We start from the raw sequence: 26,982 nt of genomic DNA, 5'->3' as shown, positions 1-26,982 counted from the left end.
CATGCCGATCGATCCTCGGTCGATCCCGCAGGCCCGATCGGTCTTTAAAGCCCGATCGGGTGGATTCTCAAGGGCGGGAATTGATTTCCTTGGCTAATCGAGAAACGATCAACTTAACTGATTTAACCAACACTCAACATCAACGGCCAAGGTTCGGCCCAACTCCAGCAACTGCCGGATCGAAGGCAAGTCCCAGCCGACGCCGGAACCTGCAATTCCCAAGGCAACGGCAGCGACCACACTGTCGCCCGCCGAGGCATCTTGCAGTTGCAGCCAGCCCAAACACAGAGGCACAATTTGACTGTACAGAGAATCGAAATACAGTTCCTGCGATCGATCCAGACACAAACCCAGACTCAGCCGATCGCCCACAGCAATCAAACGCTCGATCGTGCGGATATCAGTTTCTAACTTGACAGGCGAGCGATCCTCCGGGCCCGATCCTGCTTGCAGCAGCGCGTCTAGCGAGCGCCAAACCATCTTTTCCAAAATTTGCTTGACTTCGGGAACGTTCAACCGACAGCGGAGATGGCCGCTTTCAGTGGCGATCGCCTCTATTTCTGCCAGCAGCGGTTCCACATCCTCCGTTTCCACTTCCAGGGCCTTCGCCGCCGTCAAACAGCGGTGTCCCAAAGCCACCTCAGCAGCCACCTGCAACTCTACCGGCACCGGGAGCTCGTCGCGGTGGAACGCCATCATCACCCCGTAATTTTCCCGGTAAACCTGGGTGTAAAGCTGATCCAACCGAGTCAAATTTTCCTGACTCAGCAACTGCACGATCCGGTGGCGTTCCTCAGCAAACAAATCCCGCAAGCTAAAGGACTGATCCCCAAACAGGCGCACCATTTCCAGAATTGCGTGGGCTGCCGAAGCTTCTTGCATAACTCCAAACAACCGCTCCTTGAGCATAGTGTAAGACCGGCGGCTGCCAAAAGGCTGAATGCAGCAGTGGAAGTCCCAGCCGCCGAGGTGCAGCGCAGCAAACACATAAACCTCTGTTTCCCGCGTAATTTCCGAGGTTAACTGCAATTGACCCACAGCCAGAGTCATCGAGCCCATGCGCTGAATTTGGAAATCTTCCTGCAGGGCCTGATAGCAGTAAACTCGCTGTTCCCGGGGATATTTGGCAAACAGAGAACTGATCGCGTAGTGGGCTGCCACCTGTCTGAGACTAATTTGGGCTGTCACCACGAGTTTGCGGTAAACTTCGGCCCCTGTTTTGAAATAGTCAACGTTGCTGGGTACGAGGGCTAGTTGAGCGACAAAATCCTTTTCTAGCTGCACGCCGGTAACTTCCCCCGCCAATTCCAGCGCCCGGGCCGCGTAGCGCAGAATTTGCACGCCTTCTGGGCGCGAGATTTCTTCAAAAAACCAGCCGCAGCTAGTGAACATGAACAGGGCGTGGCGCTGCATTTCCAGCAGCCGCAGGGCGTCCACCTGTTCTCCGGCATCGAGGGGGCGCACTTGATGGCGTTCGAGGAAACTGTCAACGTTAGCGGGCGATCGATCCCGGATGACATAAATATATTCATCTCTGGCTTTCCAGGGGTCGCACAACAGCTTGCGCCCCGCTTCTTCGTAAATCGGAATCAGCCGATCGCGCAGCCAATTGAGAGTATCCCGCAAAGGGCGGCGCCATTTTTGGTTCCACTCGCCGCCGCCACCGCAGCCGCAATCATCTTGCCAGCGATCGACCCCGTGAGAGCAACTCCAGGCCGTCACGGGTTTGAGTTCCACTTCCCAAGCGCTCGGATTTTGACTTAAATAATGAGCAAAATTCGTCACCGTCCAGTTTCGACGGGGAAACTCTTCTGTGAAGGCGTAAGCGAGGCATTTTTCGGTACCGTTTTTGTGGTGGCCGAAAGTTTCGCCGTCCGTCGCCACGCAGATTAATTGAGCCGGTCGGTGGTCTCCCCGCACTGCTTGACCCAAGCGCCCCACCAAGTGGTGGCTGCTGCTGAGAACGTCATTGAAGCCCATATCCCGCGAGATCGGGCCATCGTAGAAAAAGATATCGATGTAGGGAGTGTTGGCAGTTGGGGCTGGAGAATTTTGGGAGTGCTGGCGGCCAAAATAGTGAGTGCTCAGCGGCGAGAGTTGGTGGTCAGCCATCAATCGCATTTCTGGTTTCAAATAGCAGCGGTACGGGCGAGTCGGATCGATTTGACCCCCGCCGACTTCGTGCCATTCGGAATTATGCCCTGGTTCCCCTTCGTGGTTTTGCCCGATTAGCGGGCGGCAGCGTTCGGCTTGGGAGGGGGCTAAGACAATGAAGCGGATGCCTTCAGCGACTAAAACTTCGAGGGTGGCGTAGTCTACGGCGGTTTCGGCGAGCCACATTCCTTCGGGATCGCGATCGAACCGGGAGCGAAAATCTGCGATCCCCCAGCGAATTTGGGTGTATTTGTCTCGCTCGTTAGCCAGCGGCATGATGATGTGATTGTATACTTGCGCGATCGCGTTGCCGTGACCGTTGAGCCGCTGACAGCTTTTGCGATCGGCTTCCAGAATCCGCTGGTAGACTTCCGTGTCGTAGCGTTCGAGCCAGCTCATCAGGGTCGGCCCGATGTTGAAGCTCATATACTCGTAGTTGTTGACGATCCCCGTGACTTCGCCGCGATCGTTGATTATGCGGGCAAAGGCGTTGGGGCGGTAGCACTCGTTGTCAATGCGTTCGTTCCAGTCGTGGGCTGGAGAGGCGCTGGCTTGGCGTTCGATCGCGTCCAGATAAGGGTTTTCCCGGGGCGGCTGGTAAAAGTGACCGTGAACCGTCACGCACACCCCAGTTGCTGCAGCCACGCTGGTTTGGGTTGCAGCCGTTACGGTTGGCGAAGACAAAGGTAGCACATCGGATTGAGTAGTAGAAATCGAAATCATGCGATCGAATCCTCAAGTAGTTAAAGACAATAAAACCAGCCTAATTAGAAACTGAAACCTTACGCAGCAAGAGTTGTAGCGAGGCATCTGTTAGGGGTAAATTTTGGCAGATAAGTTTTGATACATTTGTAGTATTGCTAGCAAAGCATTCGTTCCAAGATGCCAACCGTCGATCCCTGGTGTTTTTGCCAATGCTTTGCTGTTGAAAGACTTAAAAAAGGTAGCTTTTGCTGCTTTTTGGCACTTGCGACCCATTTCAGGTTCGTGCTTGCAGGGCTGCTCGTTGAGAGTTTCATTTACCTTGCTGGATTGTAAAGTCTTATTCATTAAATAGCAACTTTTCGCCGGAAAGATTTAATTTTTGGCAATAAATCTTGGCGGTTGTGGATAATCGGTTTAATGCCCGATCGATTTATAGAATAAGAGTTTTGCCCTAGTTTCGCATCATACTTTAGGTGCTTTTTACCTAAGTCCTGGAGAAGTTAGGCTAGTTGGGTTAGGGCGGGGCAAATTTGCTGCAAATGTACTTTCCAGAAGAGTTGTAACACTTGTGCGGAGTCAAAAGGCAACAAAAAAGCAAAACGGTAAGTGTTATGTTTTAACTCCTGAGAGGTATGTGGGGGCGGAGGCGGAGGCATTGGAGGAGGAGGAGGGTTTGGACGAGAAGATGCTGCATTTGACGGCGAAGTTGGAAAGACCATTTGCCGAGAGTGCCAAGTTAGAGGCGACTATTCTGGAAAATCGGCAGAGGGTGGGTTCTGGCGGATAGTTCGTCAATTGCTGAAGATTATCATGATTTTTTGCGAGAACTTAAAGAACGTATTGTGCAATATCAAGTGCGGGCCGTACTTTCTGTTAACTGCGAATTAGTGTTGCTTTACTGGCCAATTGGACGGAAGATTTTAAACAGGCAACAGCAGCGAGGATGGGGAGCAAAAGTTTTAGACAATTTAGCTGTTGACTTACAAATAGCTTTTCCTGAAAGGATGTTTGCCGACAATTGAGCAGTTGGAAGCTGAGTTAGAAGCGGTGGATGTGGAAATTGAAGAGTAATGATAAAATGGGAGAGTGTGAAGCTAGCTGAACGCCTCCGAAAAATTAGTCAAAACTTTAACATGATTAAACCAAAAACAATAAGTGAAAAGCTCCTTTTCAGTACCGTTCGGATAGCAGTCCAATTGTCTTCAGGTGAGGAAGCCACGGGTACTGGCTTTTTCTTCAACTTTCTAGTCGATGAGCAGACACATATATCTGCAATAATAACTAATAAGCACGTTGTGGCTGGCGCTGTAACAGGGAGTTTTCAACTGCATGAATTAGATAAAACTATAGAAGAACCACAGCCATCGGGCGACTTCTTTACTGTGGGTTTAGATAATTTTGAAAACCACTGGATTTCTCATCCTGACAATAATGTAGATTTATGTGCAATGCTATTTAAACCTCTACGGAGTCAAGCTGAAATACAGGGGAAATCTATATTTAACTGCGCGATTGACAATAGTTTTATTTTATCTAAGGCTGACCTTGAAGAACTTAGTGCAGTGGAAGAAGTGCTAATGATAGGCTATCCTAACGGGTTGTGGGATGAGGTTAACAATTTACCGCTTATTAGAAGAGGAACTACTGCAACTCATCCGGCTGTGGATTTTAAAGGAAGAAGCACAACTGTAATTGATGCAGCCTGTTTCCCTGGTTCTTCTGGCTCACCTGTGTTGATTGTAAATGAAGGAATGTTCACCACCAAGTCAGGGACATTTGCGGGATACACAAGAGTTTTCTTACTTGGTGTACTTTTTAGTGGCCCTTGCATGACCGCGCAGGGAGAAATCGTAATTCAAACAATACCTACCAGTCAACAACCTATTAGTCTGACAAATCTGATGATCCACTTGGGATACATTGTTCAGACAAAAGAAATAAAAGTTTTAGGAGAACACATAAAGCAGATTTTGCAGGCATCTGGGAACCTTTAATTAAGAAATAGGAATGCAAGTCAGCAACTCTAATAATCGAAAACTATTGAAGTGGACATCAACCAACAAAAAGAACAATTCAGCAACATCTACTTGCAAGCTGTCACCACCGTTGCCGGCTATACCCTCTACAAACCATTCGTAGACGATGACAGCGTGGATTGGGGAATAGCTGCGAAAGGCGGGACAGGCCCCATTAGAGCACCTCGCTTAGAATTGCAGTTAAAATATACATCAAGAGATATCCAAGACGATAACTCCATCCGCTACCCCCTCAAGCTCAAAAACTACGACGACTTAAGAATGGATAACTTCGCCATTCCCCGAATTTTAGTTGTCGTTTTAATCCTCGAAACGCCCGAAGAATGGTTAACCCAGTCCGAAACAGAACTTTGCATCAGAGGCTGCGGATATTGGATATCGCTGCGGGGAAAGCGAGAAACACCAAACACAAACTCTGTCAACGTCACCATCCCCAGAACCAACCAATTTACAGTCGCCGCCCTTCAGTCAATTATGGACAGAATTAGCCAAGGAGTTCAACCATGAAAATCACCGTAAAAGATAGCCAAACTCTCGAAACAATCAAGCTAAACCAACTGAGAAATTACTTACAAACTCACGGCTGGCATGAAGACCAACCTTTCTTAGATAATGCCACACTTTGGCACAAACCAACAGCCGATGCAGAAGAATTTGAAATATTGCTACCTAAGCGGGAAAACCTGGGAGATTATGCAGCCCGCATCCGCGAGGCAATCCAAACCCTAGAAAACGCAGAAAATCGCCCTCAAATTGAAATTTTAAGCGAACTACTTACCCGCATTCCCAACACGACTATTCAGGGAATTGTTATGCAAATTCACACCCCAAATACCAAAAATTTAAGTGGCGAAATTACTCTCCTCGGCCTTGTAGTTGCCAAATTGCGGAAAATTAAAACTTCACTCGCAGACAAAGATTATATCCTGGCGATTAAAGCTTATCAAGAACGCTTACCGATTCTCTGTAGCGGTGACTTAATCAAAGACAACAACGCCTTCATCCTCAAAAACCCCCACAACTTAACTCTCGATGAATTGTGGTAAAACTAACAGATTTTGTCGAAATCTATATTAAACACCTTCCAAACAGATATCAAGTTCCCTAGCAAAGGCCTCTGGCGCATCCAGCATCAGCCAGTGTCCAGTATCGGGTAGCGTAGTTGTCGTCAGCGTGGGACGGAGGACGTGGAGACTGAACGGAAAAGTGTTTGAGGGAGCAATAATGGCGTGGGCCCGTGTTCCAGGGGCTGCTAGGTAGCGATCGAGAGCATCAACGGCTTCAAAGGCAAACATCCCGCGAGACATTCCAGACAGACAATCCTGTGGAGTCGCCGCCAAGCAAGCGAGTATCCGATCGTGCGTATGGGCCGTGCTTCCTGTCAGTGCCTCATTGAAGCTGGTTTCCACAGCAGCCCGCCAATCCTCCGTCTCCAGAGCCCTCTGGTAGGGGACGATGCGTGCCTCGTGCACCTCTGCAGGCACCTTGGTAAAGTCTCCAGGTGGGTCTGCCAGGATCAACTGCGCGATGCGGTGCGGTGCGGCGGCTGCTGTGGCGAGGGCAATACAAGCACCGAAACTGTGCCCGACGATCGCCACTCGATCGAGTCCCAGCCCATCGAGTACCGCGAAAACATCCGCTGCACAGGAGGCGGGCGCATAGTTGCCGTCCTCCGGCGGTGCGGAATCACCGTGTCCCCGCATATCAAGGGCGATCGCGCGTCGGGTACGGGCGACACGGGCAAGCTGTACATCCCAGATGCTCGCAGAAACCGTCATACCCTGTACGAACACCACCGGCAGCAGTTCCGACTCCCCAGCGGTGACAGGCGGGCTGGCTTCGATGATGTGAATAGTGCCGATCGGTCCTTTGATTGTTGTCGATCGCATAAAATCTTCTCCTAATTTTGAATTTCCTATTTTCACACAACCAATTTTACCTCTGTTACTCCTTGGCGCAATTCATACTGTCCTTTTACCCAAAATTGTTTAATTTTTTCACCCAAAAACGGAGCCGTTTGCATCATCAATAAACGTATAAATACATTTTTTCGCAGTTGTTCGCCTTTCCACGCTTCTTGTGCTTGAAGTTGTTGGGCGCGAATAATCTCCGGTTCGCGTTCTGCCTGAATCCGCGATAATGCTAAGTCAATATCCTCGTAATTAGCCCCTGCTTTCAATAAAGGTACAAGGTGATTGGCGGCAACAATTACATCGCGGAACGCCATGTTAATTCCTTGAGCGCGGACCGGAGACATGGGATGTGCAGCATCCCCCAAAAGTATGATTCCTGGTCGATGCCAGCGCGGACAGCGACCAACCACAACAGACAATCGCATCGGAGATTCGATCGTATCGGCACAGTTGCGGAAATGTTCTGCCATCCACGCAGGCGATCGCGATGCCAAAGTTTCTGCCCAGTCTGTGTGTTTCCAATCCGTTTTGTCATCTGCCGATAGCACCCAACCCAGATGAAGTTTTCCTGATTCTGCCCCATGAAAGATACTGAATGCGCTACCGCCATTCAGGATCGCATAAAATACATTATCCGCCACAAACCGAGGATGAGCGGCAAGTTTAAACCACAGAACATCTATACTATTCTGCTGTTTTACTAACTCTAATTCTGCACGTTGTCGTACAACCGAGTTTCTACCATCTGTACCAATCACAAGTGCAGCAGGAATTTCTCGCCCATCTCCTAGCTTTACACCCGCAATGCGATCGTCCCTGTACAGTAAATCTTTTACGGGAACACCTGAGATAAATTCAAACTCTGGATGCAACTTAGCTTCTGAAATTAGTGTTTCTAGCAAAGGCGGTTGCGATACCAGCGTACAAGGTCGATTTGACCCCATTGGCTCATCAACTCGAAATAGTTGCCGATCGCCCACAACGAACTCCCAGGCATCAATTTGTCGGTGTGGAACACCTTCTAGCATAGTGGATAAGCCCATTTGTGCGATCGCATCCAATCCGCTAGGCATTAACGCTTCACCGCGAAACACTCGGTAGGAATCTTTTGCCGCCTCAACCAAGGTTACGGCAATACCTCGTTTCACCAGCAGCAAGGCAAGTGCCGCACCAGTTGGCCCCGCTCCCACAATTACAACTTGCATCATTGCCATTCCCCATTGGTTTTTGCGGATATTTAGATGTCAACAAAGGTGGAAAAAGGAGGCGCAATCCCCTATTCCCAGCTATTTCTGAAGTCCCTGTTGAAAAGTCTTAACTGCATCAACATGATTCACCATATTGATGCAACGCAACAACAAATCCAAATCGATCCCTTTCACCTCCTCACTACTGGAAACCTTTTCATAATAAAGTGTATTGCCCTCTCCCCGGAGGTGATAAACCTCTAACAATTCATCTTCCCAGAACCACACTTCCTTTATCTTCAGCCGCTTGTATGCCTCCAGTTGGTTGATGCCACCACTGGAAAACACGATCTCGATCGCCAAATCGGGTAGCCTGCGACCAGGAGCAAGTTTATAAGATTCATCCGCCTCTCGCTTGACTTTTCCCGTTTCACTTTCCAGAGTCATTGAGCCAGTTGGAGTAAAGTCAAACCCCGCCATCAGCAGGTACAGTTCCACCAATGCGCCAATTCTTGCTTTAACAGTTTCGTGGGGTTCTCCATGCCTTCGTCGTATCTCCAGAATTCCATCCAGGAAAGAAAACCGATATCCTGGACGGTCTAACAATTGCTCAACTGCTTTGAACTCTCTCCAAGTCAGTCCCTCAAACAGAAGGGGTGATTCTTTTCTGGGTGGTGCGATGATTGTTGCGGTCATTTGATTCTCCAGTCTATTTCCAGATGAGAAACGATCGGGTTTGGAGGGCGATTTGTTTATTATAACTTTAAGTAGCTTTCTCCACTGTAAATCCGATTTCTTGCCCGTAGGATAGTTCCAGCGTGTGACCGTCCGGGTCTCGCAAAAAAGCCCAGTAGCCGATCGGATATCCAGCATCTTTTGGTTCCTCAAGCAGTACGCCTTCTTGACGTGCTTTCTCGCAGAGTTCGTCCATAGATTCGCGGCTTTTGCAACCTACTCCCAGGTGTGCCAAGGGAGACAGAACGGGATGTACGGAGTCTGTTTGAATTAGCACAATTACAAAAGGGCGAGTGCGATCGGAAAGCCAGACCACAGCAACACCGGCTTCTGCATCGATGCGGCGGTGAACGACCTGCATTCCAGCATACTTGGAGTAGAATTCGATAGTGCGATCGACATCAGAAAGTGGCAGTGCGATGTGTGTGAGACCGATATCAATCATATGTTATGTTGATCCAGTCATATTAGGCTTAACATCAATAATTGCCACTGCCAATATCATAATTTTAATGAGATGCTCGCCACTTTGCCGCTTTCAGATCCATTGCTTTTATGAACCCATCTTTTCCGTCCATGTACGCCTGAATATTATCAGGGTATTTGTTTGCGAGTTCTCGTTTGAGTTCGCTGTATTGCTGCGCGTCCTCAGGATGGGAAATCATATAATCTCGAAACGCTAAATGGCGATCTATCTGCGGTGAGTTCACTTCAAACCCGTGAAGGTGGTGTGTTCTAATCCCTGCTTCATTACCCTTGCGAAAAAAACGACGACCCGATATCCCAAACTCACCCATCGCTTCATAACCTAATGCCTCCATTTCTGAACTATGTGTATCGATTTTAAGAATATCTTTAACCTCAACTAACATATCGACGATCGGCTTTGCATGAATTTGTGGAATGGCTGTGCTACCAATGTGATGTATAGCAACCACATTGTCCGTAAGTGCAATTGCAATCAGTTTCGACTCAGTTTCAAAGGCGCTGCGCCAATTGGGATCGTGCGGGACGACTTCTACTTTGAAAAAATCTACTTTTATTGACATGGCTGATAATTATTTGCTTTTTTTGTCATCTCATTGATTTACCATCGGATTTAAGCGAAACTGATTTTATTATGCCTCATATTTTATGGGCTGCGCCCAAAGCTCTTAAACATACTGACAGCGGGGAGGATCTGAGCCCAAAGCTCTTAAACATACGGGCAGCGGGGAGGATCTGACTGTTTGGGAGAGAAATTTAAAACCGCTCAATCACCTAATAGTCAAATTTTGTGTAAAATGGCTCTCCCGCTAGCGTCGCAATCATCTCAACTTCCTTAAATCCAGCACGCTCAGCAGCCAGTTCACATACTCGCATAATCTGACTTCCAATTCCTCGACGTGCCCATGCTGGATGAACAAAGAATGCACGAATCTTTGCCGATTCGCTGTCTGGGTTGAGCAGCCTGTCTTCTGGATTATTTTTGCCTGAATCACCTCCATAAAGCGTTTTACGCTTACTCCAACCACCGCAACCAACAATTTGGTGATTGTTCTCAGCAACAAAGTATGTTTGGTCTAGAATCAGTTGAGTATCAACCCCAAAAACTATGCCCAGTGCGCCTTCAATCTGCTCTGAACTATAGTAGCCTACTTGCAAAGCTCTAGCAGAATCAGGAATTAAAGTTGTCAGCTTAGGAATGTCTTCTAAGGAAGCTAATCGAATACAAAAATCCATTGAACCGATCGGCTAAACAAATCGCTCTCTTAGTTTGTCACATCCGTGAAAGCCGCAATGCAGCGATCGCTCGATCCTCCACCCCCAGCTTTAAGCCAACACCCAAATATCGAACCCTCCCCCATTCTTAAACTTTGTGGCAGGCTATGATTGACGGTTGGCAGCTTTTGAGAATCTAAATGCTAAACACAAATACAATAATTTCCAGCCTGCTGTTATTTATCCCGGTTTCCATCGCCGGACACTTTCTCGGCTGGGAACCCTCCACAATCTTCGTCACCTCGGCTTTAGCCATCATCCCCCTAGCCGCGTGGATGGGGACGGCCACCGAAGAAATCGCCGTCGTCCTCGGTGCCAATTTGGGGGGTTTGCTGAACGCTACCTTCGGAAATGCCACGGAACTGATTATTGGCATCGTCGCACTCAACGCCGGACTAATAGATGTTGTCAAGGCCAGCATCACCGGTTCAATTATGAGCAACCTGCTGCTGGTGATGGGATTGGCGATGCTGCTGGGCGGCTTGCGCTACAAAGAACAAGATTTTCAGCCGACTGTCGCCCGGTTGAATGCTTCAGCGATGAACTTAGCCGTGATTGCCATTTTGGTGCCGACGGCAGTTAATGCCACCTCTATTGGCATCCCTCCGGCAACTATGCAGAACCTCTCTAGCGCTGTTGCTGTAGTGCTGATTGTCGTCTACGTGCTGACGCTGCTGTTTTCGATGAAAACCCACAGTTATCTGTACGATGCAGGGGTGGCAGAAATAGAAATGCTTGAAGAATTAGCCGAAAGTAACTTAGCACCAGACAGTCCAGACCACAAAGTCAATCTGCCGCTGTGGATTGGGGTGCTGTTAGCCTGTACCCTGATGGTAGCTGTCGAGTCGGAACTGTTGGTGGGTACTCTGGAAGAAGCGACGGCGAGTTTGGGGCTGACATCACTGTTTACCGGGGTGATTTTAGTGCCGATTATTGGCAATGCGGCCGAACACACGACGGCGGTGACGGTGGCGATGAAAAATAAAATGGATTTGTCGGTTTCTGTGGCAGTGGGTTCGAGTTTGCAAATTGCTTTGTTTGTTGCCCCGGTGTTGGTTTTGGCAGGTTTTGTGTTGGGCAAACCGATGGACTTGAATTTCAACCCGTTTGAACTTGTAGCGGTTGCGGTGTCGGTGCTGATCGCCAATTCTATCAGTTCAGACGGCAACTCTAACTGGCTCGAAGGTACTTTGCTGTTGGCAGCTTATACGGTTTTGGCGCTGGCGTTCTACTTCCATCCAGTAATTGAGGGACTTGTTTAACAGGCTTTCTTATGGGGAACGAAGAGGGAAGAGGAAAGAAGGCATTCGGCAGAAGGCGGGTTTTCCCACTCTCCCACTCCCCCACTCTCCCACTCCCCCACACTCACTTCTTTTTTCGAGAGTGGTTGTTGCGATCGTACAATTGAAATGTGGCTGCTCTGAGTTATTAGTTCTGGTCTTTTTGTAAATTATCTGCTGTCATCAGGGATGTTTGACATCGATCGGCTGTGACAAACAACAAAACCTTTGGCCTCAACCCGATCGCGAGATCGCAGTGCCACAGGTTAGAGAAAAAGACGGGATGCTGAAGTCAAGCGAGACTAAAGCCTCGCTTGACTTCAGGGACGCTGCAAGATTTCAATCAAGAATGCTCATGAGTCTTGTACTAGGTGTGCTACGATCGTCATAAGTTTAAAATTGAGTATAACTAGACAACGTAAAAACTTAACTAGGTTGTTGAGTACGTAGTCACACAAACACGGTGTTGCCGTCTAGGAAAACTCGTATTTGAACAAAAACCGAACTAGATTAAAGAGGACTACTCAAATACGGTATGCCCTACCGAAATTAACGCTCTTAGAAAAGACACCTCTACTTTGGCTGGAGTAATCCAGTCGCAAGCAAGTGACGCAAGCTGAACCAAAAATCTCAGTCACCAAGAGTGCGCAGAGGTTAATCTAATCGCTTAATACTTTATTAAACTTGCTCATAGCGAATTATGGCCAGCATATTGACAGAAACGCAGTTATGTGCAACATTCTCATAATGCCTAAAATCTGCAGCAAAAATTTTCTGGGAGAGTAAACGAGGGTCGATTTAAAACTGACCAGCCTATAAAAAGGTCGAACGGGATACCACGATTCGTTAAATTGGTTGAAAATAATGGTTAAACAATGGCTAAAAGCTTCCACAATAAATAGTTGTACTCATTTGAAAAATAGGGTGCTGCTCCACCCGAATTTACGCCTGTGGACAAGTAAGAGCCGACTCCCTTGGCAGAAGCAGGAATCAGACCCTCTAGAAAATACTTCTAGTTGAATGGTGAAGCAAAAATAAAGCTTAGCCAAGTTTTGTATAGCAGTGTCAAAGTAAAACTTGATAGAGCAACCTCAATCAGGGTTATGTGGCTTCTGTGAGTTATTGCCTCAATCCCAAATGCCCGAATCCCTCCGATCCAGCCAACTCTGGCAAATCCGCGTGTATCCACTGCGGGTCAGAACTTTTGTTGCAAGGTCGATATCGGCTAGTCGCACCTCTCGGAGGCGGCGGCTTTGGCAGAACATTTGAAGTGGACGACAACGGCGCTCGAAGAGTGCTCAAAGTCTTACTCAAAGAACATCCCAAAGCTGTAGAACTTTTTAAGCAAGAAGCCGACGTATTGGTCAGGCTAAGACATCCAGGTATTCCAAAAGTCGATCGCGACGGTTATTTTATATTTACGCCAGCTCACAGCACAGAGTCTTTTCACTGTCTGGTGATGGAGAAAATTGCTGGGGCCAATTTGCAAGACTGGCTGAAACATCGGGGCCGCCCGATCAGTCAAGAACAAGCTGTGAACTGGCTCAAACAACTGTCGGAAATTTTAGACCAAGTTCACCGCCTCAACTATTTCCATCGGGATATCAAGCCGCACAATATTATGTGCAAGCCGAACGGGCAGTTAGTGCTGATTGACTTCGGGACTGCTCGGGAAGTGTCGGCGACTTATTTCGCTAAGGTGGGCCAGGGGCAAAATGTGACTGGTATTGTTTCCCCCGGCTACACGCCGCCGGAACAAACTAATGGCAAGGCTGTTCCGCAGTCGGATTTTTTTGCTCTGGGTCGCACTTTTGTTTATTTGCTGACTGGGAAGCCGCCGACTGCGTTTCCAGAAAACCCGCGCACGGGCAGATTAATGTGGCGCAAAGGAGCTCCTCAGGTTTCCGACCCCGTGGCTAATGTGATCGATTACCTGATGGCGCCTTTTCCGGGAAATCGACCTCAAAGTCCGCAGATGGTTTTGCAGTGCTTGGAGGAAATTAAACTCGACGGTGCGGAAAGTCAGTTGCCGACTCAGTTGCCGGCGACGGGGCAAACTAAACTTCGCGCAACTTCCGGGGGGTCTGGGGCGACGAAGCAGAATTCCATGAACCGCCTCAGACCTCTGAATTCGGTCTTGAAGAAGCCCGCCGAAAAGGTTTTTGATTGGAAAAATAAGTTGCTGGCCGGCACGGCTGTTTTGATGCTGGGTATTGGTGCGTCTCAAATTTACGGTTCGCTGCGTTACGGGGTGTTTCCGGCCAACCCAGTGTGGCTGCTTTCTAGTTTGCCTAGCAGTCAGTTTTTGCAAAGAAGTTTGGATAATGTCGGCAGTGTAAATGCGATCGCCCTGTCGCCTGACGGTCAAACTTTGGTGAGCGCAAGCTCTGGGACGATTAGAATTTGGAATGTGAGGACGGGACGCCTGCTGCAGACTCTCAATTCGGTGCATTCTAAAAAATCGGTCAACACGCTGGCGGTGAGCCCAAACAGCTCGATTTTTGCCAGCGGCGGTGGCGACAATAAAGTGATTCTCTGGGATTTGAAGACGGGGCGGCGGATGCGGACGATTCCCGCTCACAAAGCCGCCGTTAACGCGATCGCTTTTAGCAGGGACGGTAAAACTCTCGCTAGTGGCAGCGATGACAAAACTATTCGCTTGTGGAATGTCAGCACCGGCAGCAGGTTGCGGACTTTGAGCGGCCACGCCGGAGGGGTAAACGCGATCGCTTTGAGCCGGGACGGTAAAACTCTCGCTAGCGGCAGCGATGACAAGACTCTGCGTTTGTGGAATCTCGGCACCGGAGAAGTTAGAAGAATTATCACAGGTCACGGGGGCCCAGTTAATGCTGTGGCTTTTAGCCCGAACGGGCAAAGTGTGGCTAGTGCTAGCACCGACAATACAATCCGTTTGTCGAACGTGCAAGACGGGAAGCGCACCCGCACTTTTAAAGGGCATTCGAGCTGGGTGAGGACGATCGCCTTTAGCCCGGACAGCCGCACTTTGATCGGCGGGGGCGGAGATATTATAGTTTGGGATTTGAAGACGGGAAAAGAAAGAAGCACTCTTTCTGGTCACAGTCAGTTTGTGAGTTCTGTTGCTATTGCCAGAGATAGCAAGACTTTTGTGAGTGGCAGTCCCGATCGCACTATTAAGATTTGGCGAATGCCATAGTCCTGCTATTTTTGATTTTTGATTTTTGATTAAAGAAGTGGTAATGGCTTATTTTGTATGGGTTTGAAGCACGGGCTTACACTGGCGTTCTTTTTTTTGACTGGTATCAATAGTCCTTAGTCCGCAGTCATCACTCATCAGTCCTATCAAATACGCTGACTCGGAATTATACCCTGCAATCTAGCGTCCTGCTCGCGAGCTCTCATCAAGAGCCGGACGCCCCCAAGCTCGGTATCATTCGGATGTTACCCTATTTGATAAGAGTTATTCAAAACCCATACCAATTACCCATTACCAATTCGCAATTTTCAATTTTCACATAATCAAGACGTTATGCAAATAAATTTGGTATTATCCCAAAATCCCCCGCCCGTTTTTGGCAAATTCATCAACAGTTTGCTGAGACAACTCGTGAACAGTCATTGCTTGCAAAACGTCAAAAGGCAATGTCAAATGATGAGCGCCAGCTAATAAAGTCTTTACCGCTTCTTCCGGCGATTTAATGCTAGCTGCCAAAATCTCCGTATTAGTTTGCTTCAACACATTTGCCATATCTTGCACTAAGGCAAAACCGTCTCCCAACAATCTGGTGGCGCGATTCACGTAGGCGATCGCATATTTAGCACCCGCTTCTGCTGAGACAACTGCTTGTGATGCGCTGTATATCGCCGTCACCGCGCAAGGAATGGACGGTGACAAATGCGCTACTGCTTGGAAACCCGCAGCCGTTGCTGGAACTTTCAAAACTGTTTGCCGCCCGAGCGACTCAAAAGCAGCTTTTCCTTCTGCTACCATGCCATCAAAATCAGATGCCATTAGCTGATAATACACTTCCCCAGAAATCAGTTGTGCCAGTTGTTTGAGAGTCACCTCAGGAGATAACTCGCTTTTTGCCAAAAGTGTCGGATTAGTAGTAATTCCCGCTATCCATCCGAACTTGCTCGCCCGTGCGGCTTCCGCTACAATTGCAGTATCAACATAAATTGCCATCGGCTCTACACCTTCAGTTTGTTAATAATTTCCCGACACTTGCTTTCAGATTGAGATAAATCCGAGCAAAATTAATTGTTAAGCTTTAACAATATCAGAATCTCGGAAATATTACTGTATCAGAATCTCGGAAATATTACTGTTAAGTAAATATAACAATTCAGTGATGTGCATCATCGGTAGTAGTGCGTGAGTTTTGAATTTAACAGGACTTAAGCTCAGAAATCCCGTTTATTACAAAAAATTTTGAAAGACGACCTATCTGTGAATAAATCGGCTTTCTGAGGAAAATTGGCTAAGTGCTATTTAAGATAGCTAACAACTGAAATCAAAACTTTTAAGTCAGTTGGTAACTGCGATTTTCTGGTAAGGAAAACTTGACTCCCCAAATCCCGGATACAAATAAATTACATTTGTATTAAGGGTTATGTATGCAATAACTCCAGGAGGTGACTCAGAAAATGACCAAAGAAAAAAATCAGCAGCCACAAGTTAGTCTTGAGACATCTTCTGAACAATCTCAGTTGGCAACACCAGCAGAAACTGCTGAAGAATTCTCGATAAATGTTAAGTCTGAAACTCTGTCTCAAGCGATTGAAAATAACGCCGAAGACCGTTTGAAGGCTCTAGGCCGCTTAATGATGGTGAGCCTAACTTGGTCGCTGGCGGGGCTTTCCAAACGCGAGTAAGTTATGGAACACTACCGCAACGAGCGAGTTATGATTTGTGAGTTGTGTCGGGACTTTTGTTTAACTCAAAACTTACAACTCCCGGACTTACATGATGTCCGGTTAGTTGTAAGAAAACCCATTTTTAGTGAAGACTTTAGTCTTTAAAGCAAGGACTAAAGTCTTCAACAGAGCACTCATAATTTTTATTTAATTCCTTCAAACGGCCCCAAAAAAGTCGGTTCTGGACGGGTAACGCGCACTTCCCAAAGCGCTTTGAGAACTGCCAGAAATTCGCGAAAACTGTACCGAATCATGCTATTTTGGGGGAATTTGCCCCAATCCGGGGTTCCTAAGCCGATCGCCTCTACGCCCAACTGGCGGCAGGTATAAACAGCACGGGCTAAGTGAAAGTTTTGGGTAACTAAAACAGCTTTCGTTATGCCAAAAATCTCTTTCGCCCGGTAGCAACTTTCATAGGTGCTAAATCCGGCATAATCGAGAATGATATTATTAGTCGGTACGCCCTGTGCTTCGGCCTACTCCTGCATTGCTTTGACTTCGTTGTAATCGGCGCTGCTATTGTCTCCTGTCATCAAAAGTTTGCCCGTTCGCCCCGCTTTGTATAAATCGACGGCTGCTTGCACTCGATCGGCTAACATTGGGCTTGGAGTGCCGTCTTCCCAAACTCCGGCACCAAAAACAATGGCAATTGGTTCGGCGGGAACCTTAGCTACATCGGTGCGCAGGTAGTTGCTTGTAACTAGCCTGACGTAGTAGTTGAGGGCTAGGGGTGTGAGCACTGAGGTTAATATTAATAGCCGGATGGCAAGGCGCCATTGAAATACAAAGGATTTAGGCAACATAAATTCAAGTTAAGTTCCTATATAATTACACAAACAGACCGCTTCGCAGGTCTAAAAGTTGTCAAGTTACCTGAGTTACATTATATTGACAAATATGATTCAACAACAGCAAAAGTTTGAATTACTGGAATCACTTTTATGGGAACCCAAAAACGGCTATTTTTTGCTAGACAGACATCTTCAAAGATTAGAGCGATCGGCTGATTATTTTAATTTCCCCCTATCGCTAACAGAAGCAACTAAAGCTTTACAAGCATTAAGTATGACTTGCGGATCAGTCAAACAAAAAATACGGTTAACAATATCTTGTGAGGGAAACATAACATTACAAGCTCAGACACTAGATAGCGGTATCTTAAAAATCGGTGCATCTGTGGGAATTGCCCGCAAACCGATCGATTCTCAAAGCCCATTTCTTTACCACAAGACAACTTACCGATTGCCTTATACAATGGCTTTGGAGTCGCAGCCCGAATATCAGGATGTCTTTCTGTGGAATCAAGATGGAGTTATTACCGAATCCACGATCGCCAATATTGCGATCGATACACCCGCAGGTTTAATCACACCTCCCGTCAAGTGCGGTTTATTACCGGGGACGTTTCGTTCTCAACTTTTAGAGGAGGGAAAAATCAGAGAAGAATTAATTACCTTAGATGATTTGCGCAGTACCCAAACTTTATTTCTCATTAACTCCGTTAGGGGTTGGATGCGCCTCAAAAAAGAGGCAAACCGAGATGTTTGGAAAGTTGTTAGTAATGGCTGAGATAACGCTTTCAATATCGATTTTCGTAGGGTGCGAACTGTGCACCTTACTACAGAATTGACTCGTTGCGTAAGTCCTGAAAGTGTTAACCATAGTGCAATCTATTATGAAACAAATACAACCTTGGCATTGGCGAAAGCTCCCCCTAAATCAGCGCAGCGGAGCGGAGATTTTTCAAATTTTATTTCTCGGTAAAACTGCCGACAGTGCAAGTTCAATATCGGATTGTTCGCTCCGCGATATGGCTGTTCTGCTAGAAAGTCCAGTTACATCTTCTACTAACTTGGCACGATATTCTATTTGTGCAGGTTCTCCCCGGATAATTGATGGTAAATCTCAGCTATGGACACCGCCAGTCGGTGAAATTTTACCTTTTTTGCGCACTCTTTTGGAGTCTCAAAAGCAAAACTTAGCAGTGAATGTACCGCCGGAAATTCCTTTTACTGGGGGTTGGTTGGGATGGCTAGGTTATGATTTAGCATGGGAAATCGAACACCTGCCCCAACTCAATACCGATCCGCTTCCTTTCCCGGTTAGCTGTTGGTACGAACCAGAATCTTTTGCGGTTTTAGACAGTCAAACGCAAATTCTCTGGTTGGCCGCGAGTCAACCTTCTCACCTCGATGTTATGCAGCATCAATTAGAGCAAACCCAGCGAGAAATAATCCAGAAGAATTTACCGGAAAATTATCAACAAAATTCCGCTACTCCTATTTTCCAATTATCTCAGAGTGAGTATAAAGAAATAGTGCGAAAAGCTCAGAAGTATATTCATGCGGGCGATATTTTTCAGGCTAATTTATCTTTGCGGTTTGAAGCCCGTACAGATTGCAGTAGTTGGTCAATTTACCGCGCTTTGCAACGGATCAATCCTTCGCCTTTTGCAAGTTATTGGCAAACTCCGTGGGGGACGATAGTTAGTTGTTCGCCGGAAAGACTGGTTCAATTATTAGGAAAAAAAGTGGATACTAGACCGATCGCGGGAACGAGACCGCGAGGTTTAACCTGCATTCAAGATGAGCAGTTAGCACAGGAATTAATAGAGAATATCAAAGAAAGAGCCGAACATATTATGTTAGTTGACTTAGAGCGCAACGATATCGGGAGGGTCTGTGAATGGGGCTCGGTAAAAGTTAACGAATTTCTGACGATTGAACGCTACAGTCACGTGATGCACCTCGTCAGTAATGTTATCGGTACATTAAGAAGAGATTGCGACGCGATCGACTTAATTCGAGGGGTATTTCCGGGTGGTACGATTACAGGTTGTCCGAAAGTGCGCTGTCTGGAAATCATCGAAGAATTGGAACCCGTGAAGCGCAATTTATTTTACGGTTCCTGCGGTTATTTGGACTGGCGCGGCAACCTGGATTTAAATATTTTGATTCGCACCCTTTTATATGCACCAAAAAGTGACGGTACGACCGGGGGAGTTGTTTGGGGACAAGTGGGTGCGGGGATTGTTGCTGATAGCGATCCGGAAAGGGAATGGCAGGAGTCGCTGCATAAAGCTCAAGCTCAAGTTAATGCTTTGAAATTAGCGGAAATATTTGATTAGATGCGTGTTAGATAAATCGACTTGTTAAGATTATTGAAGATTTTGAACGCCGATTTACTTTTGATGTAATACTAATTAAAATCGATCGAAACCAAAAGATTTTTTGTAGTATTAATGTTAGGGAACTGTTGGTATGGTGTTGCCTGATAGTTTTTTTAGCGATCGCACTGTGAGTCAGATTCTGGGTGAACTCATGGATATTAGACGAGACTGCCAAAGCTGGTTAGGTGTTGGAGAAGCTCACTATCACGACCAGAAAGGAAAAGCACAAGCAATTAACAAAGCACCTCAATGGCTGATTCCTGTGTATCATCCTCAACGAGGCACAATCAACTGCTATAAAGACTGTCTAAACCTCAGCAAGTTATATGAAGCTGGCTGGACGCACATAGACGGTAAATTGATAGTTGCAGTTTATTCAACCGTTGACCTTTGTAAAGGCTATCCGGTAGATATTTCCTTACTTGAAAAATACTTGCCTCCGCTGCAAAAATACGGTGTTCCCCTGCAAATTATTCCATTCAATCGAGAGATAATTGTCCAGAAAAAAATCATCTATGAAACGGAATCTGCCTACGGAACGAAAACCCAGATAGTTGATGTCGCTCAAGTTCAAGATATGACACCTAGCGCGTGGTACGATCGAGATTATAAAGTTTTGATCAAATACAGCGATCGGCTAGTGCCCTGATAATGAAATTTGAAGAGTTAATCAGGTGCTAAAAGTTGCTGCGATTATTTCCGGGAGCGGATGGCTGCTCAATGCACTGCTCGAAGGGTGCAAAAAGGGTAATATTGATCGGGCAGGATGCCTGCCCAAGAATTGCTTTTCACTCCTATGTGTTTAGATTGTCCGAACCTACTGCCTCAGAAATAGAACTAAATCCGCGTTCTTCTAACTTTTGCAACAAACCTTGGAGAATCCGGCGCACCATCCAAGGCCCTTCGTAAACCCAACCGGTGTAGACTTGAATTAAACTCGCACCGGCGGCTATTTTTTCCCAAGCATCTTCGGCGGTGAAAATGCCGCCAACTCCAATTATGGGTAATTCGCCTTTTGTATATTGCCAGATAAATCGGATTACTTCTGTCGATCGCTCGCGCACTGGAAGCCCGCTAATTCCCCCGGCTTCTTCGGCGATTGGTTTGCCTGTTTCTCGCAATATTTGTGTTTTCAATCCGTCGCGGCGGATGGTGGTATTTGTGGCGATAATTCCTGCTAGTTGGTAGGTTTTTGCTAAGTCGAGGATTGATGCGATCGCCTCGGGTTCCAAATCCGGCGCAATCTTAACTAAAATTGGCTTGCTTCCGCGATTTTCTTGTTGCAAAATTTCCAAAATCGTGCTAAGTCCCGCAGCATCTTGGAGCGATCGCAACCCCGGCGTATTCGGAGATGAAACGTTGACTACAAAATAGTCGCCCCAATCTTTCAGCAGCTTAAAGCTCTCCAAATAGTCCGCTGCTGCCTCCTCTAACGGTGTTACCTTAGATTTACCGAGATTGATGCCCAAGGGGAACGGAGACTTAGGCATGGGGCGCGAGGCATCGAATGGGGACTGTTTCTGTGCAGCCTCAAACCGGGCTGCCATTGCCGCGGCTCCTTGATTGTTAAATCCCATGCGGTTGAGGGCTGCACTGTCGTCCGTCAAGCGGAACAAGCGAGGTTGGGGGTTTCCCGGCTGCGGTTGACAAGTGACAGTGCCAAGTTCGGCAAAGCCAAAGCCAAAATTTGCCCAAATGTCAGCAGCTACGCCATTTTTATCAAATCCCGCAGCCAAGCCGACAGGATTTTTAAAGCTCAGTCCCCACAAAGATTGTTCGAGGCGAGAATCTTGGACTCCCAAAGATTTCTGCAATCGGGAGAGCATTTGGCTGGTGGCGGGGTTTGACTGGGTTCTAGCTGCGAGTTCGAGAACTTGGAGAGTGCGGTTGTGCAGCCACTCGGCATCTGTTTTCAATACGGAAAACAACAGCGGCTTTACACCTGATTGATAAATATCCAATGATTTGTACTGGGGCAATTTACAAATTAGAAAGGAGAAGGGAAATAAAAATATTCACGAGCAGGCAGCGAAGGCGAAGTTTTTTACTTCAACTTCGATCGACTTTATTCAATGTTTGAGATTCAAGGATAAGTGAGACGATTATATTATATGTTGATTCTTTTCCATTTGAATTTTTTAATTTTTAAGTTGGTAATTTTAAATTAGACAAAGGTGCGGGGAAGCTTGGAAATGGGGCAGCAGCAAAGACCGAAGGATTTAGACGAACAAATCGCGACCCTCGAACGCGTTCTCCAGACTCTCCGAGAAGAGGAGAATGTTGAAGTGCTACTTTCGACCACGCTCGGTTACTTGCAAACGGAATTTGACTGGGGGTTGATTTGGATCGGGTTGTACGATCGACAGGCCCACAGATTGTTGGGGAAAGGTGGCATGACTCCTAACGGCGACCAGTCTTTTCTCAAACAGCGGTTTGCCCTCAGCCCAGGGGATTTGCTGGAACAAGTGGTGATTCAGCTCCGGCCGGTGGGAGTCCCGGATTTGCGATCGGAAAACAGAGCCGGAGAATGGCGCAAAGCAGCTCAAACTTTCAATATTCAAGGTACGACTCTGTTTCCGCTCCGCTACAAAGACCGCTGCTACGGCGTGATTTTGCTCGGAACAGACGTGTGGGGAGCGTCGCCAAAGTCGGGAGAAAAAACGCAGTTGGGGATCGTATTTGGAGCGCTCGCAACTGCTCTTTACCAAATAGAAAAAGACTGGCAGCGACAACAAGTCAAACACCCAGACGAGTCTCTTTTAGCGCTGATTTCGCAGTTGGGGGAACTGCGATCGCTCGACCAATACTTGCAAGCGGTTGTCGAACAAGCCCATGAATTTACCCAGCCGACGCGCACCAATGTTTATTGGTTCGAGCGAGAGCGGCGCTATTTTTGGCGCCGAGTCAGCAACCGCGAAGTTGCTCCGGGTTTGGGCGGGCCGGGCCGAGCGGCTTCGGGCATCACCGTCCAAGACTTGGGCGAATTTTATCAGGCTTTGGGCAGGGAAGAAATGGTTTGGATCGGTGAATCTCAAAGTTCTCTGAAAACTGAGCTGACGGGGCGGTTGATGCAGCAAATCCGCGCTCGCTCTCTGTTGGCTGCGCCGATTGTTTCAGAAGGGGAATTGTTGGGATTTTTGGCAGTCGAAGCCGGCGAGCCCCGGATTTGGCAAGAAAATGAAAAACATTACCTGCAGGGAGTGGCGCGGTTAGTGGCTCTGACGGCTCCTGTGTCGGAGATGGAGGAGAAAATTCAGCAAACTGAGATCGATCGAGATTTAACTGCCGGAATAGCTCGCGCCATCTACAGCGATGCTGACTGGGAGGCGACTTTGAAAAATACCGCCGAGCAGTTGTGCGGGCGGCTCAAATGCGAATACTTTTTGCTGCTGCTGTACGGCGAAGAACAAAATCGCTTTGAGATTGTCTGCCAAAATCTGCCCCGCAACCGCAGGGCAGTGCCGTCGCCGCTCAACGCCCTCGACGCGGCAGACGTGGGGCTGTTGCAAGAAAGCGCACCTCTGGCTATTGAAAATTGGGAAGAAGACGGGCGGTTGGGGGCTTGGCGGGAAGTGCTAGCGGAGGCGGGGGTGCGATCGCTTTTGGCATCAAGCACTCGGAGGAAAAATAAAGACGGAGAAAACCCGAATTTAAAATCAAAAATCGATCGTCGAAAATCGATCGAGGGTTTGCTGGTTGTCGGGCACAGTGCAACTCGCACTTGGAGGCGATCTGAGCAAGAATTAGTTCGGCTAGTGAGCCAACAGCTAGGATTGATCCTGCACTCCTGGCAGCAGAGTTCGGAAATCGACAAATATCAGCAATTTGAGCGATTGCTCAAATCGGGTTTGGCGGTTTTGCAGCATTCTCCTGAAGAGCAATCTGAGCAACCGATATCTGCTGCTTCACCGACGATGTTCCCAGAGTTGCCGCTGCAAAAGCTCGATCGTAACTTTGCTCAACACGTTTCCCAGACACTTTCCTGTCCTTTAGTAGCCGTAATTACTTGGAATCCAGGTCAGGAGGAAGGTTCAATTGCGACGGCGCTAGCTGCCAATCCCGTATTTGCCCTCAATCCCGAGGCGGTGATTCCTGTCAAAACAGATGCCTTGATCCAACAAACCCTGGCTGCTAGCGGGGTGCTGCAACAGAGCACGAGCCAACTGCAACTGGCGACGAAGCGGTGGCTGCGCAGTCCGGGAATTGGCGAGATGATGACGGTGGCGCTGCGGACGGCCCCAGAACACGCTCCGGCGGGCATTGTGGTGGCTGCAGACGCTCCGGGCCGCCAGTGGTCGGAGTTGTCGGTGAGTTTACTCAGCTCGATGGCGTCTCAGTTGGCTTGGTGGCGCAGGTATTTGGCGGTGCAATCGGCCGAGGAGTCGCACCGATTCGATCTGGAGCTGCTCAACTGGTACAAACAGCGCCGTTTTGAGGACTTTTACCGCACTGTGGGAGCGGGGGTGAAGGAGTTGGGGGATTTGAGTCAGTCGATTTTGCAGTCGGGGAAGGAGCAAAAGGATGCTTTGAAAACTTTGCGCTACCAACAGGTTTTGCGGCACATTGGCAATGCTTTGGGGTCAACTCATTTGCTGCTGAAACAGGAACAGTGGCGGCTGCAATTCGCACAAGATGCGGTGCCTGTGAGCGCTTGGCTGAGGCGATCGCTCGATCGAACTGCCCCCCTGATCAAACAGTCGGAAGTCTTGCTGGAAGTGCACAGAGAAACTGCTGTGTCGATGCCTGCAGGCCAGACTTTGAGCGTTCGCGGGGACAGCATTAAGCTGGATTTGATCCTGTGCGAATTGCTCGCGGCTGCTTGCAGGCGCTCTGGAGTTGGTGACAAGATTGAGATTCGCTCTCAGTTGTTGCGGGAAGGTTTGCTAGAATTGTCTGTGATCGATAGCGGCGCGTGCGATCGACAGTTAATTGCTGCCTTCAACGGCGGTTCCGGGCCCGATATATTAGGCGTTTCTGCAAATAGGTCGATCGTGCAAAATCTCTTAATTTGTCAGCGAGCGGTACGCTTAATGGGGGGAAACTTGTCTTTAGAAATGTTAGAAAACAATTTAATTGTGGCTCGTTTAGTGCTGCCCCTAGCCAATTCTTAATATTGCAAAATTTTGTAAAAGTTTCAAGCTGCGATCGAAAATTGTAGGGGCGTGTTTCACAAACAATAATTGCCTAAAACCCATAATTTCATCAACCCGCGCCCACCCAACAGTAAATCGCCATCTACCTCTTTCAAAATACAAGGGGCTGGTTTAGCTACTATCTATATTGTTACTGGTATCTTGCGCCATATTTAGGAAGGAACGGGTCGGAGAACCCGTTCTACAATACATCAATTTTATTGTGGATGGGCCGGAGAACCCGCCCCCGAAAGACTTTCAGAACTAGGGAAAAACCTTTGAGTAATCCAAGCAGTTACAATATGAGAAAGCAATCCCATCGGCCCAGCAAACAAACACAAAGCCAGAGAATGGACCGTCCAAACTCCTGTCCGCTGTCCTTCCAAATAAATCCAGCGCCCCACAAACAAATCCATCACTAAAAAATGTATCCATCCCGTAGCCGCCGCCGTTTCCTCCCCCAGAAACTTAGCAATATCTGCTAGCTTGGGATTCGACAAAGCTGCCGCATTTTCCGCAGTCAGACTGCTACCAAACAAATATATGTACAAAGCGGCTAGCACTGCAAACGGAATGAAAGAATTCATCACTTTTCTGGTAATTCCCCAGTTAGGTAATAAAATCATAATTGCCCAGAAAGGCAAAACGAACAGATTAGCTGCGTTAAAAATTAGTTCGGGTGTCATAGTTGGCTCTTGGCTCCTGGTGATGCAATGCAATTAAGGATGTTAAGATTACTTTACACAATTTTGGCTAAAATTTATCAGAAGCTGAAAAAAATCTCATTCACAAATGAAAGAGAATTGCTATACTTATCTAAATTTTCCAATCTCCCATCTAAAATCGATTGACCCAGCACAGCCCATGACAACTTATAATAACTTTCTAGATTGGTGTAAGCACAAAGAAACTCTCTCTCCCAGCGCCAAACATACGGTAGAAATACTGTTGCAAATATCAGATACTTCTGAGTGCGATCGAGCCAACGAACTGCTTTCTAATACAACAGAACTTAACCTCAAAAATCTTGAAATTACCGAGATCAGTCCCCTCTCATCTTTCACTCAACTGACTAATCTTATCCTCGGCAGCAATCAAATATCTAACCTCGCTCCCCTACAATCTTTAACCAATCTCAAAACTCTGGTTGTGGATGTCAATCAAATATCAGATATCAGTCCGCTTTCATCTCTAATAAATCTAACAAGACTCGTTCTCGATACCAATCAAATCTCAGACATCAGTCCCCTAGCAGATCTAACTAATCTTACCGCACTTGTCTTGTTTGACAACAAAATTTCTGACATCACTCCGGTGCAAGCTTTAACGAACTTAAATGCGCTGATACTCTACAACAATCAAATTTCCGATCTCGCTCCTCTGAGAAATTTGACTGCACTCGATACACTCTACCTTTACAATAATAAAATATCGGATATCACCCCGCTAGCTTCCTTGAAAAATCTCAATACGCTGTTTCTATTCGGCAATGAAATATCTGACCTTACTCCGCTGGCATCGCTAACTAACTTAAATAAATTGGTTTTATTCCAAAATAAAATTTCAGATATTAGTCCTTTGACATCGCTAACTAATTTAATTGAACTCAACCTCGGTAACAATCAAATATCAGACATCAGTCCGCTGAAATCTTTAACTAATTTGACTGAACTTTATCTGTTCAACAATCCAATTTCCGATAGCAGCGCGCTACAAGCTTTAAATAATTTATTTTTACTAGACTTGTACAACAATCAAATCTCTGATATCAGTTCCCTGCAATCTTTGCAAAAGTTAACTACGCTAGACTTGCGCGGAAATCCCATTGTTAATAAAATTTGCCCTGTCAATCCTGAATCTATCTGTCGGTTTTAATTCTTAATGTCGAGGCAAGATGGCAGTTTATATAGCAATCCTAAATCATTATCATGATTGTGATACAATTATATGCAATACTTGATTGTGACAATTAAAAATGGATAACTTACAAATGCAACAAAAAGATAGAGAAAAA

The 26,982-nt window shown here is 47.1% G+C and carries 24 protein-coding genes and 1 pseudogene; 13 read left to right on the top strand and 12 right to left on the bottom strand.

Annotated features, from left to right (window positions below; genetic code table 11):
• Positions 1 to 108: 108 nt before the first annotated feature.
• Both QUA13_RS21485 and QUA13_RS21480 read right to left on the bottom strand, forming a co-directional pair.
• Positions 109 to 2,877 (bottom strand): DUF3536 domain-containing protein, encoded by a 2,769-nt coding sequence (locus QUA13_RS21485; RefSeq protein ID WP_333201730.1) that lies wholly within the window; start codon positions 2,875 to 2,877, stop codon positions 109 to 111.
• A gap of 90 nt (positions 2,878 to 2,967) precedes the next feature.
• Positions 2,968 to 3,204, bottom strand: a complete 237-nt coding sequence (locus tag QUA13_RS21480; RefSeq protein ID WP_172186610.1) for a hypothetical protein — start codon at positions 3,202 to 3,204, stop codon at positions 2,968 to 2,970.
• 223 nt (positions 3,205 to 3,427) lie between these two features.
• Between QUA13_RS21480 and QUA13_RS21475 the strand changes: the two genes are divergently transcribed.
• The 5 genes from QUA13_RS21475 to QUA13_RS21455 all read left to right on the top strand — a co-directional run bounded on the left by QUA13_RS21475 (position 3,428) and on the right by QUA13_RS21455 (position 5,941).
• Positions 3,428 to 3,646, top strand: a complete 219-nt coding sequence (locus QUA13_RS21475) for a hypothetical protein (protein WP_333201728.1) — start codon at positions 3,428 to 3,430, stop codon at positions 3,644 to 3,646.
• Positions 3,647 to 3,677: 31 nt separating this feature from the next.
• Positions 3,678 to 3,881, top strand: coding sequence for a DUF1016 N-terminal domain-containing protein (locus QUA13_RS21470; protein ID WP_333201726.1), 204 nt, complete (start codon positions 3,678 to 3,680; stop codon positions 3,879 to 3,881).
• Between the two features lie 66 nt (positions 3,882 to 3,947).
• Positions 3,948 to 4,853 (top strand): serine protease, encoded by a 906-nt coding sequence (locus tag QUA13_RS21465; protein ID WP_333201724.1) that lies wholly within the window; start codon positions 3,948 to 3,950, stop codon positions 4,851 to 4,853.
• A gap of 51 nt (positions 4,854 to 4,904) precedes the next feature.
• On the top strand, positions 4,905 to 5,402 hold the full coding sequence (locus QUA13_RS21460) for a DUF4365 domain-containing protein (RefSeq protein WP_333201722.1): 498 nt from the start codon (positions 4,905 to 4,907) through the stop codon (positions 5,400 to 5,402).
• Complete coding sequence (locus tag QUA13_RS21455) at positions 5,399 to 5,941, top strand: hypothetical protein (RefSeq protein ID WP_333201720.1); 543 nt, start codon at positions 5,399 to 5,401, stop codon at positions 5,939 to 5,941. Before QUA13_RS21460 ends, QUA13_RS21455 begins: the two co-directional genes overlap by 4 nt.
• Before the next feature lie 27 nt (positions 5,942 to 5,968).
• On the opposite strand, the gene QUA13_RS21450 is transcribed toward QUA13_RS21455, so the two are convergent.
• The 6 genes from QUA13_RS21450 to QUA13_RS21425 all read right to left on the bottom strand — a co-directional run bounded on the left by QUA13_RS21450 (position 5,969) and on the right by QUA13_RS21425 (position 10,452).
• Positions 5,969 to 6,784 (bottom strand): alpha/beta hydrolase, encoded by an 816-nt coding sequence (locus QUA13_RS21450; RefSeq protein ID WP_333201718.1) that lies wholly within the window; start codon positions 6,782 to 6,784, stop codon positions 5,969 to 5,971.
• 32 nt (positions 6,785 to 6,816) lie between these two features.
• Positions 6,817 to 8,016, bottom strand: a complete 1,200-nt coding sequence (locus QUA13_RS21445) for an FAD-dependent monooxygenase (RefSeq protein WP_333201716.1) — start codon at positions 8,014 to 8,016, stop codon at positions 6,817 to 6,819.
• Between the two features lie 78 nt (positions 8,017 to 8,094).
• Positions 8,095 to 8,691: a Uma2 family endonuclease gene (locus tag QUA13_RS21440; protein ID WP_333201714.1), complete on the bottom strand. Its 597-nt coding sequence runs from the start codon at positions 8,689 to 8,691 to the stop codon at positions 8,095 to 8,097.
• 67 nt (positions 8,692 to 8,758) lie between these two features.
• Positions 8,759 to 9,175, bottom strand: a complete 417-nt coding sequence (locus QUA13_RS21435) for a VOC family protein (RefSeq protein WP_333201712.1) — start codon at positions 9,173 to 9,175, stop codon at positions 8,759 to 8,761.
• Positions 9,176 to 9,239: 64 nt separating this feature from the next.
• The gene (locus QUA13_RS21430; RefSeq protein WP_333201710.1) at positions 9,240 to 9,779 is read right to left on the bottom strand and encodes a GrpB family protein; all 540 of its coding nucleotides are present in this window, start codon (positions 9,777 to 9,779) and stop codon (positions 9,240 to 9,242) included.
• Between the two features lie 211 nt (positions 9,780 to 9,990).
• Positions 9,991 to 10,452 (bottom strand): GNAT family N-acetyltransferase, encoded by a 462-nt coding sequence (locus QUA13_RS21425; protein ID WP_333201708.1) that lies wholly within the window; start codon positions 10,450 to 10,452, stop codon positions 9,991 to 9,993.
• 179 nt (positions 10,453 to 10,631) lie between these two features.
• Here QUA13_RS21425 and cax point away from each other — a divergent pair, with 179 nt between their 5' ends.
• Both cax and QUA13_RS21415 read left to right on the top strand, forming a co-directional pair.
• On the top strand, positions 10,632 to 11,753 hold the full coding sequence (gene cax / locus QUA13_RS21420; protein WP_333167531.1) for a calcium/proton exchanger: 1,122 nt from the start codon (positions 10,632 to 10,634) through the stop codon (positions 11,751 to 11,753).
• A 1,123-nt stretch (positions 11,754 to 12,876) separates the two neighbouring features.
• Positions 12,877 to 14,946, top strand: coding sequence for a serine/threonine-protein kinase (locus QUA13_RS21415; RefSeq protein ID WP_333201706.1), 2,070 nt, complete (start codon positions 12,877 to 12,879; stop codon positions 14,944 to 14,946).
• A 351-nt stretch (positions 14,947 to 15,297) separates the two neighbouring features.
• On the opposite strand, the gene QUA13_RS21410 is transcribed toward QUA13_RS21415, so the two are convergent.
• Positions 15,298 to 15,936 (bottom strand): transaldolase family protein, encoded by a 639-nt coding sequence (locus QUA13_RS21410; RefSeq protein ID WP_333201704.1) that lies wholly within the window; start codon positions 15,934 to 15,936, stop codon positions 15,298 to 15,300.
• A 461-nt stretch (positions 15,937 to 16,397) separates the two neighbouring features.
• Here QUA13_RS21410 and QUA13_RS21405 point away from each other — a divergent pair, with 461 nt between their 5' ends.
• Entirely contained in the window at positions 16,398 to 16,625 is a 228-nt protein-coding gene (locus QUA13_RS21405) for a hypothetical protein (protein ID WP_333187778.1), read from the top strand.
• Between the two features lie 185 nt (positions 16,626 to 16,810).
• Here the strand turns inward: QUA13_RS21405 and QUA13_RS21400 are convergent.
• Positions 16,811 to 17,470 (bottom strand): annotated as a pseudogene (locus tag QUA13_RS21400) (SanA/YdcF family protein).
• Positions 17,471 to 17,564: 94 nt separating this feature from the next.
• Between QUA13_RS21400 and QUA13_RS21395 the strand changes: the two are divergent.
• From QUA13_RS21395 to QUA13_RS21385, 3 genes are all read left to right on the top strand, one after another.
• Positions 17,565 to 18,236 carry an aminotransferase class IV gene (locus QUA13_RS21395; protein WP_333201702.1) on the top strand — a complete coding sequence of 224 codons (672 nt, stop codon included), beginning with the start codon at positions 17,565 to 17,567 and terminating at the stop codon, positions 18,234 to 18,236.
• Between the two features lie 106 nt (positions 18,237 to 18,342).
• Entirely contained in the window at positions 18,343 to 19,794 is a 1,452-nt protein-coding gene (locus QUA13_RS21390; RefSeq protein WP_333201700.1) for an anthranilate synthase component I, read from the top strand.
• A 133-nt stretch (positions 19,795 to 19,927) separates the two neighbouring features.
• On the top strand, positions 19,928 to 20,485 hold the full coding sequence (locus QUA13_RS21385; protein ID WP_333201698.1) for a hypothetical protein: 558 nt from the start codon (positions 19,928 to 19,930) through the stop codon (positions 20,483 to 20,485).
• A 145-nt stretch (positions 20,486 to 20,630) separates the two neighbouring features.
• On the opposite strand, the gene QUA13_RS21380 is transcribed toward QUA13_RS21385, so the two are convergent.
• Positions 20,631 to 21,797, bottom strand: a complete 1,167-nt coding sequence (locus QUA13_RS21380; protein WP_333201696.1) for a quinone-dependent dihydroorotate dehydrogenase — start codon at positions 21,795 to 21,797, stop codon at positions 20,631 to 20,633.
• A 231-nt stretch (positions 21,798 to 22,028) separates the two neighbouring features.
• On the opposite strand from QUA13_RS21380, the gene QUA13_RS21375 reads away from it, so the two are divergent.
• Positions 22,029 to 24,947 carry a GAF domain-containing protein gene (locus tag QUA13_RS21375; protein WP_333201694.1) on the top strand — a complete coding sequence of 973 codons (2,919 nt, stop codon included), beginning with the start codon at positions 22,029 to 22,031 and terminating at the stop codon, positions 24,945 to 24,947.
• Between the two features lie 239 nt (positions 24,948 to 25,186).
• Here QUA13_RS21375 and QUA13_RS21370 read toward each other — a convergent pair whose 3' ends face one another.
• Positions 25,187 to 25,654, bottom strand: a complete 468-nt coding sequence (locus tag QUA13_RS21370) for an ABA4-like family protein (RefSeq protein WP_333201692.1) — start codon at positions 25,652 to 25,654, stop codon at positions 25,187 to 25,189.
• A 178-nt stretch (positions 25,655 to 25,832) separates the two neighbouring features.
• Between QUA13_RS21370 and QUA13_RS21365 the strand changes: the two genes are divergently transcribed.
• Positions 25,833 to 26,843, top strand: coding sequence for a leucine-rich repeat domain-containing protein (locus QUA13_RS21365; protein WP_333201690.1), 1,011 nt, complete (start codon positions 25,833 to 25,835; stop codon positions 26,841 to 26,843).
• The last annotated feature ends 139 nt before the right edge of the window (positions 26,844 to 26,982 follow it).

This window comes from Microcoleus sp. S28C3, from assembly GCF_036700785.1.
Taxonomy (GTDB): Bacteria; Cyanobacteriota; Cyanobacteriia; order Cyanobacteriales; family Microcoleaceae; genus Microcoleus; species Microcoleus asticus.
The sequence above is the reverse complement of the archived record's forward strand: the minus strand, read 5'-3'. Positions and strand labels throughout refer to the sequence as shown.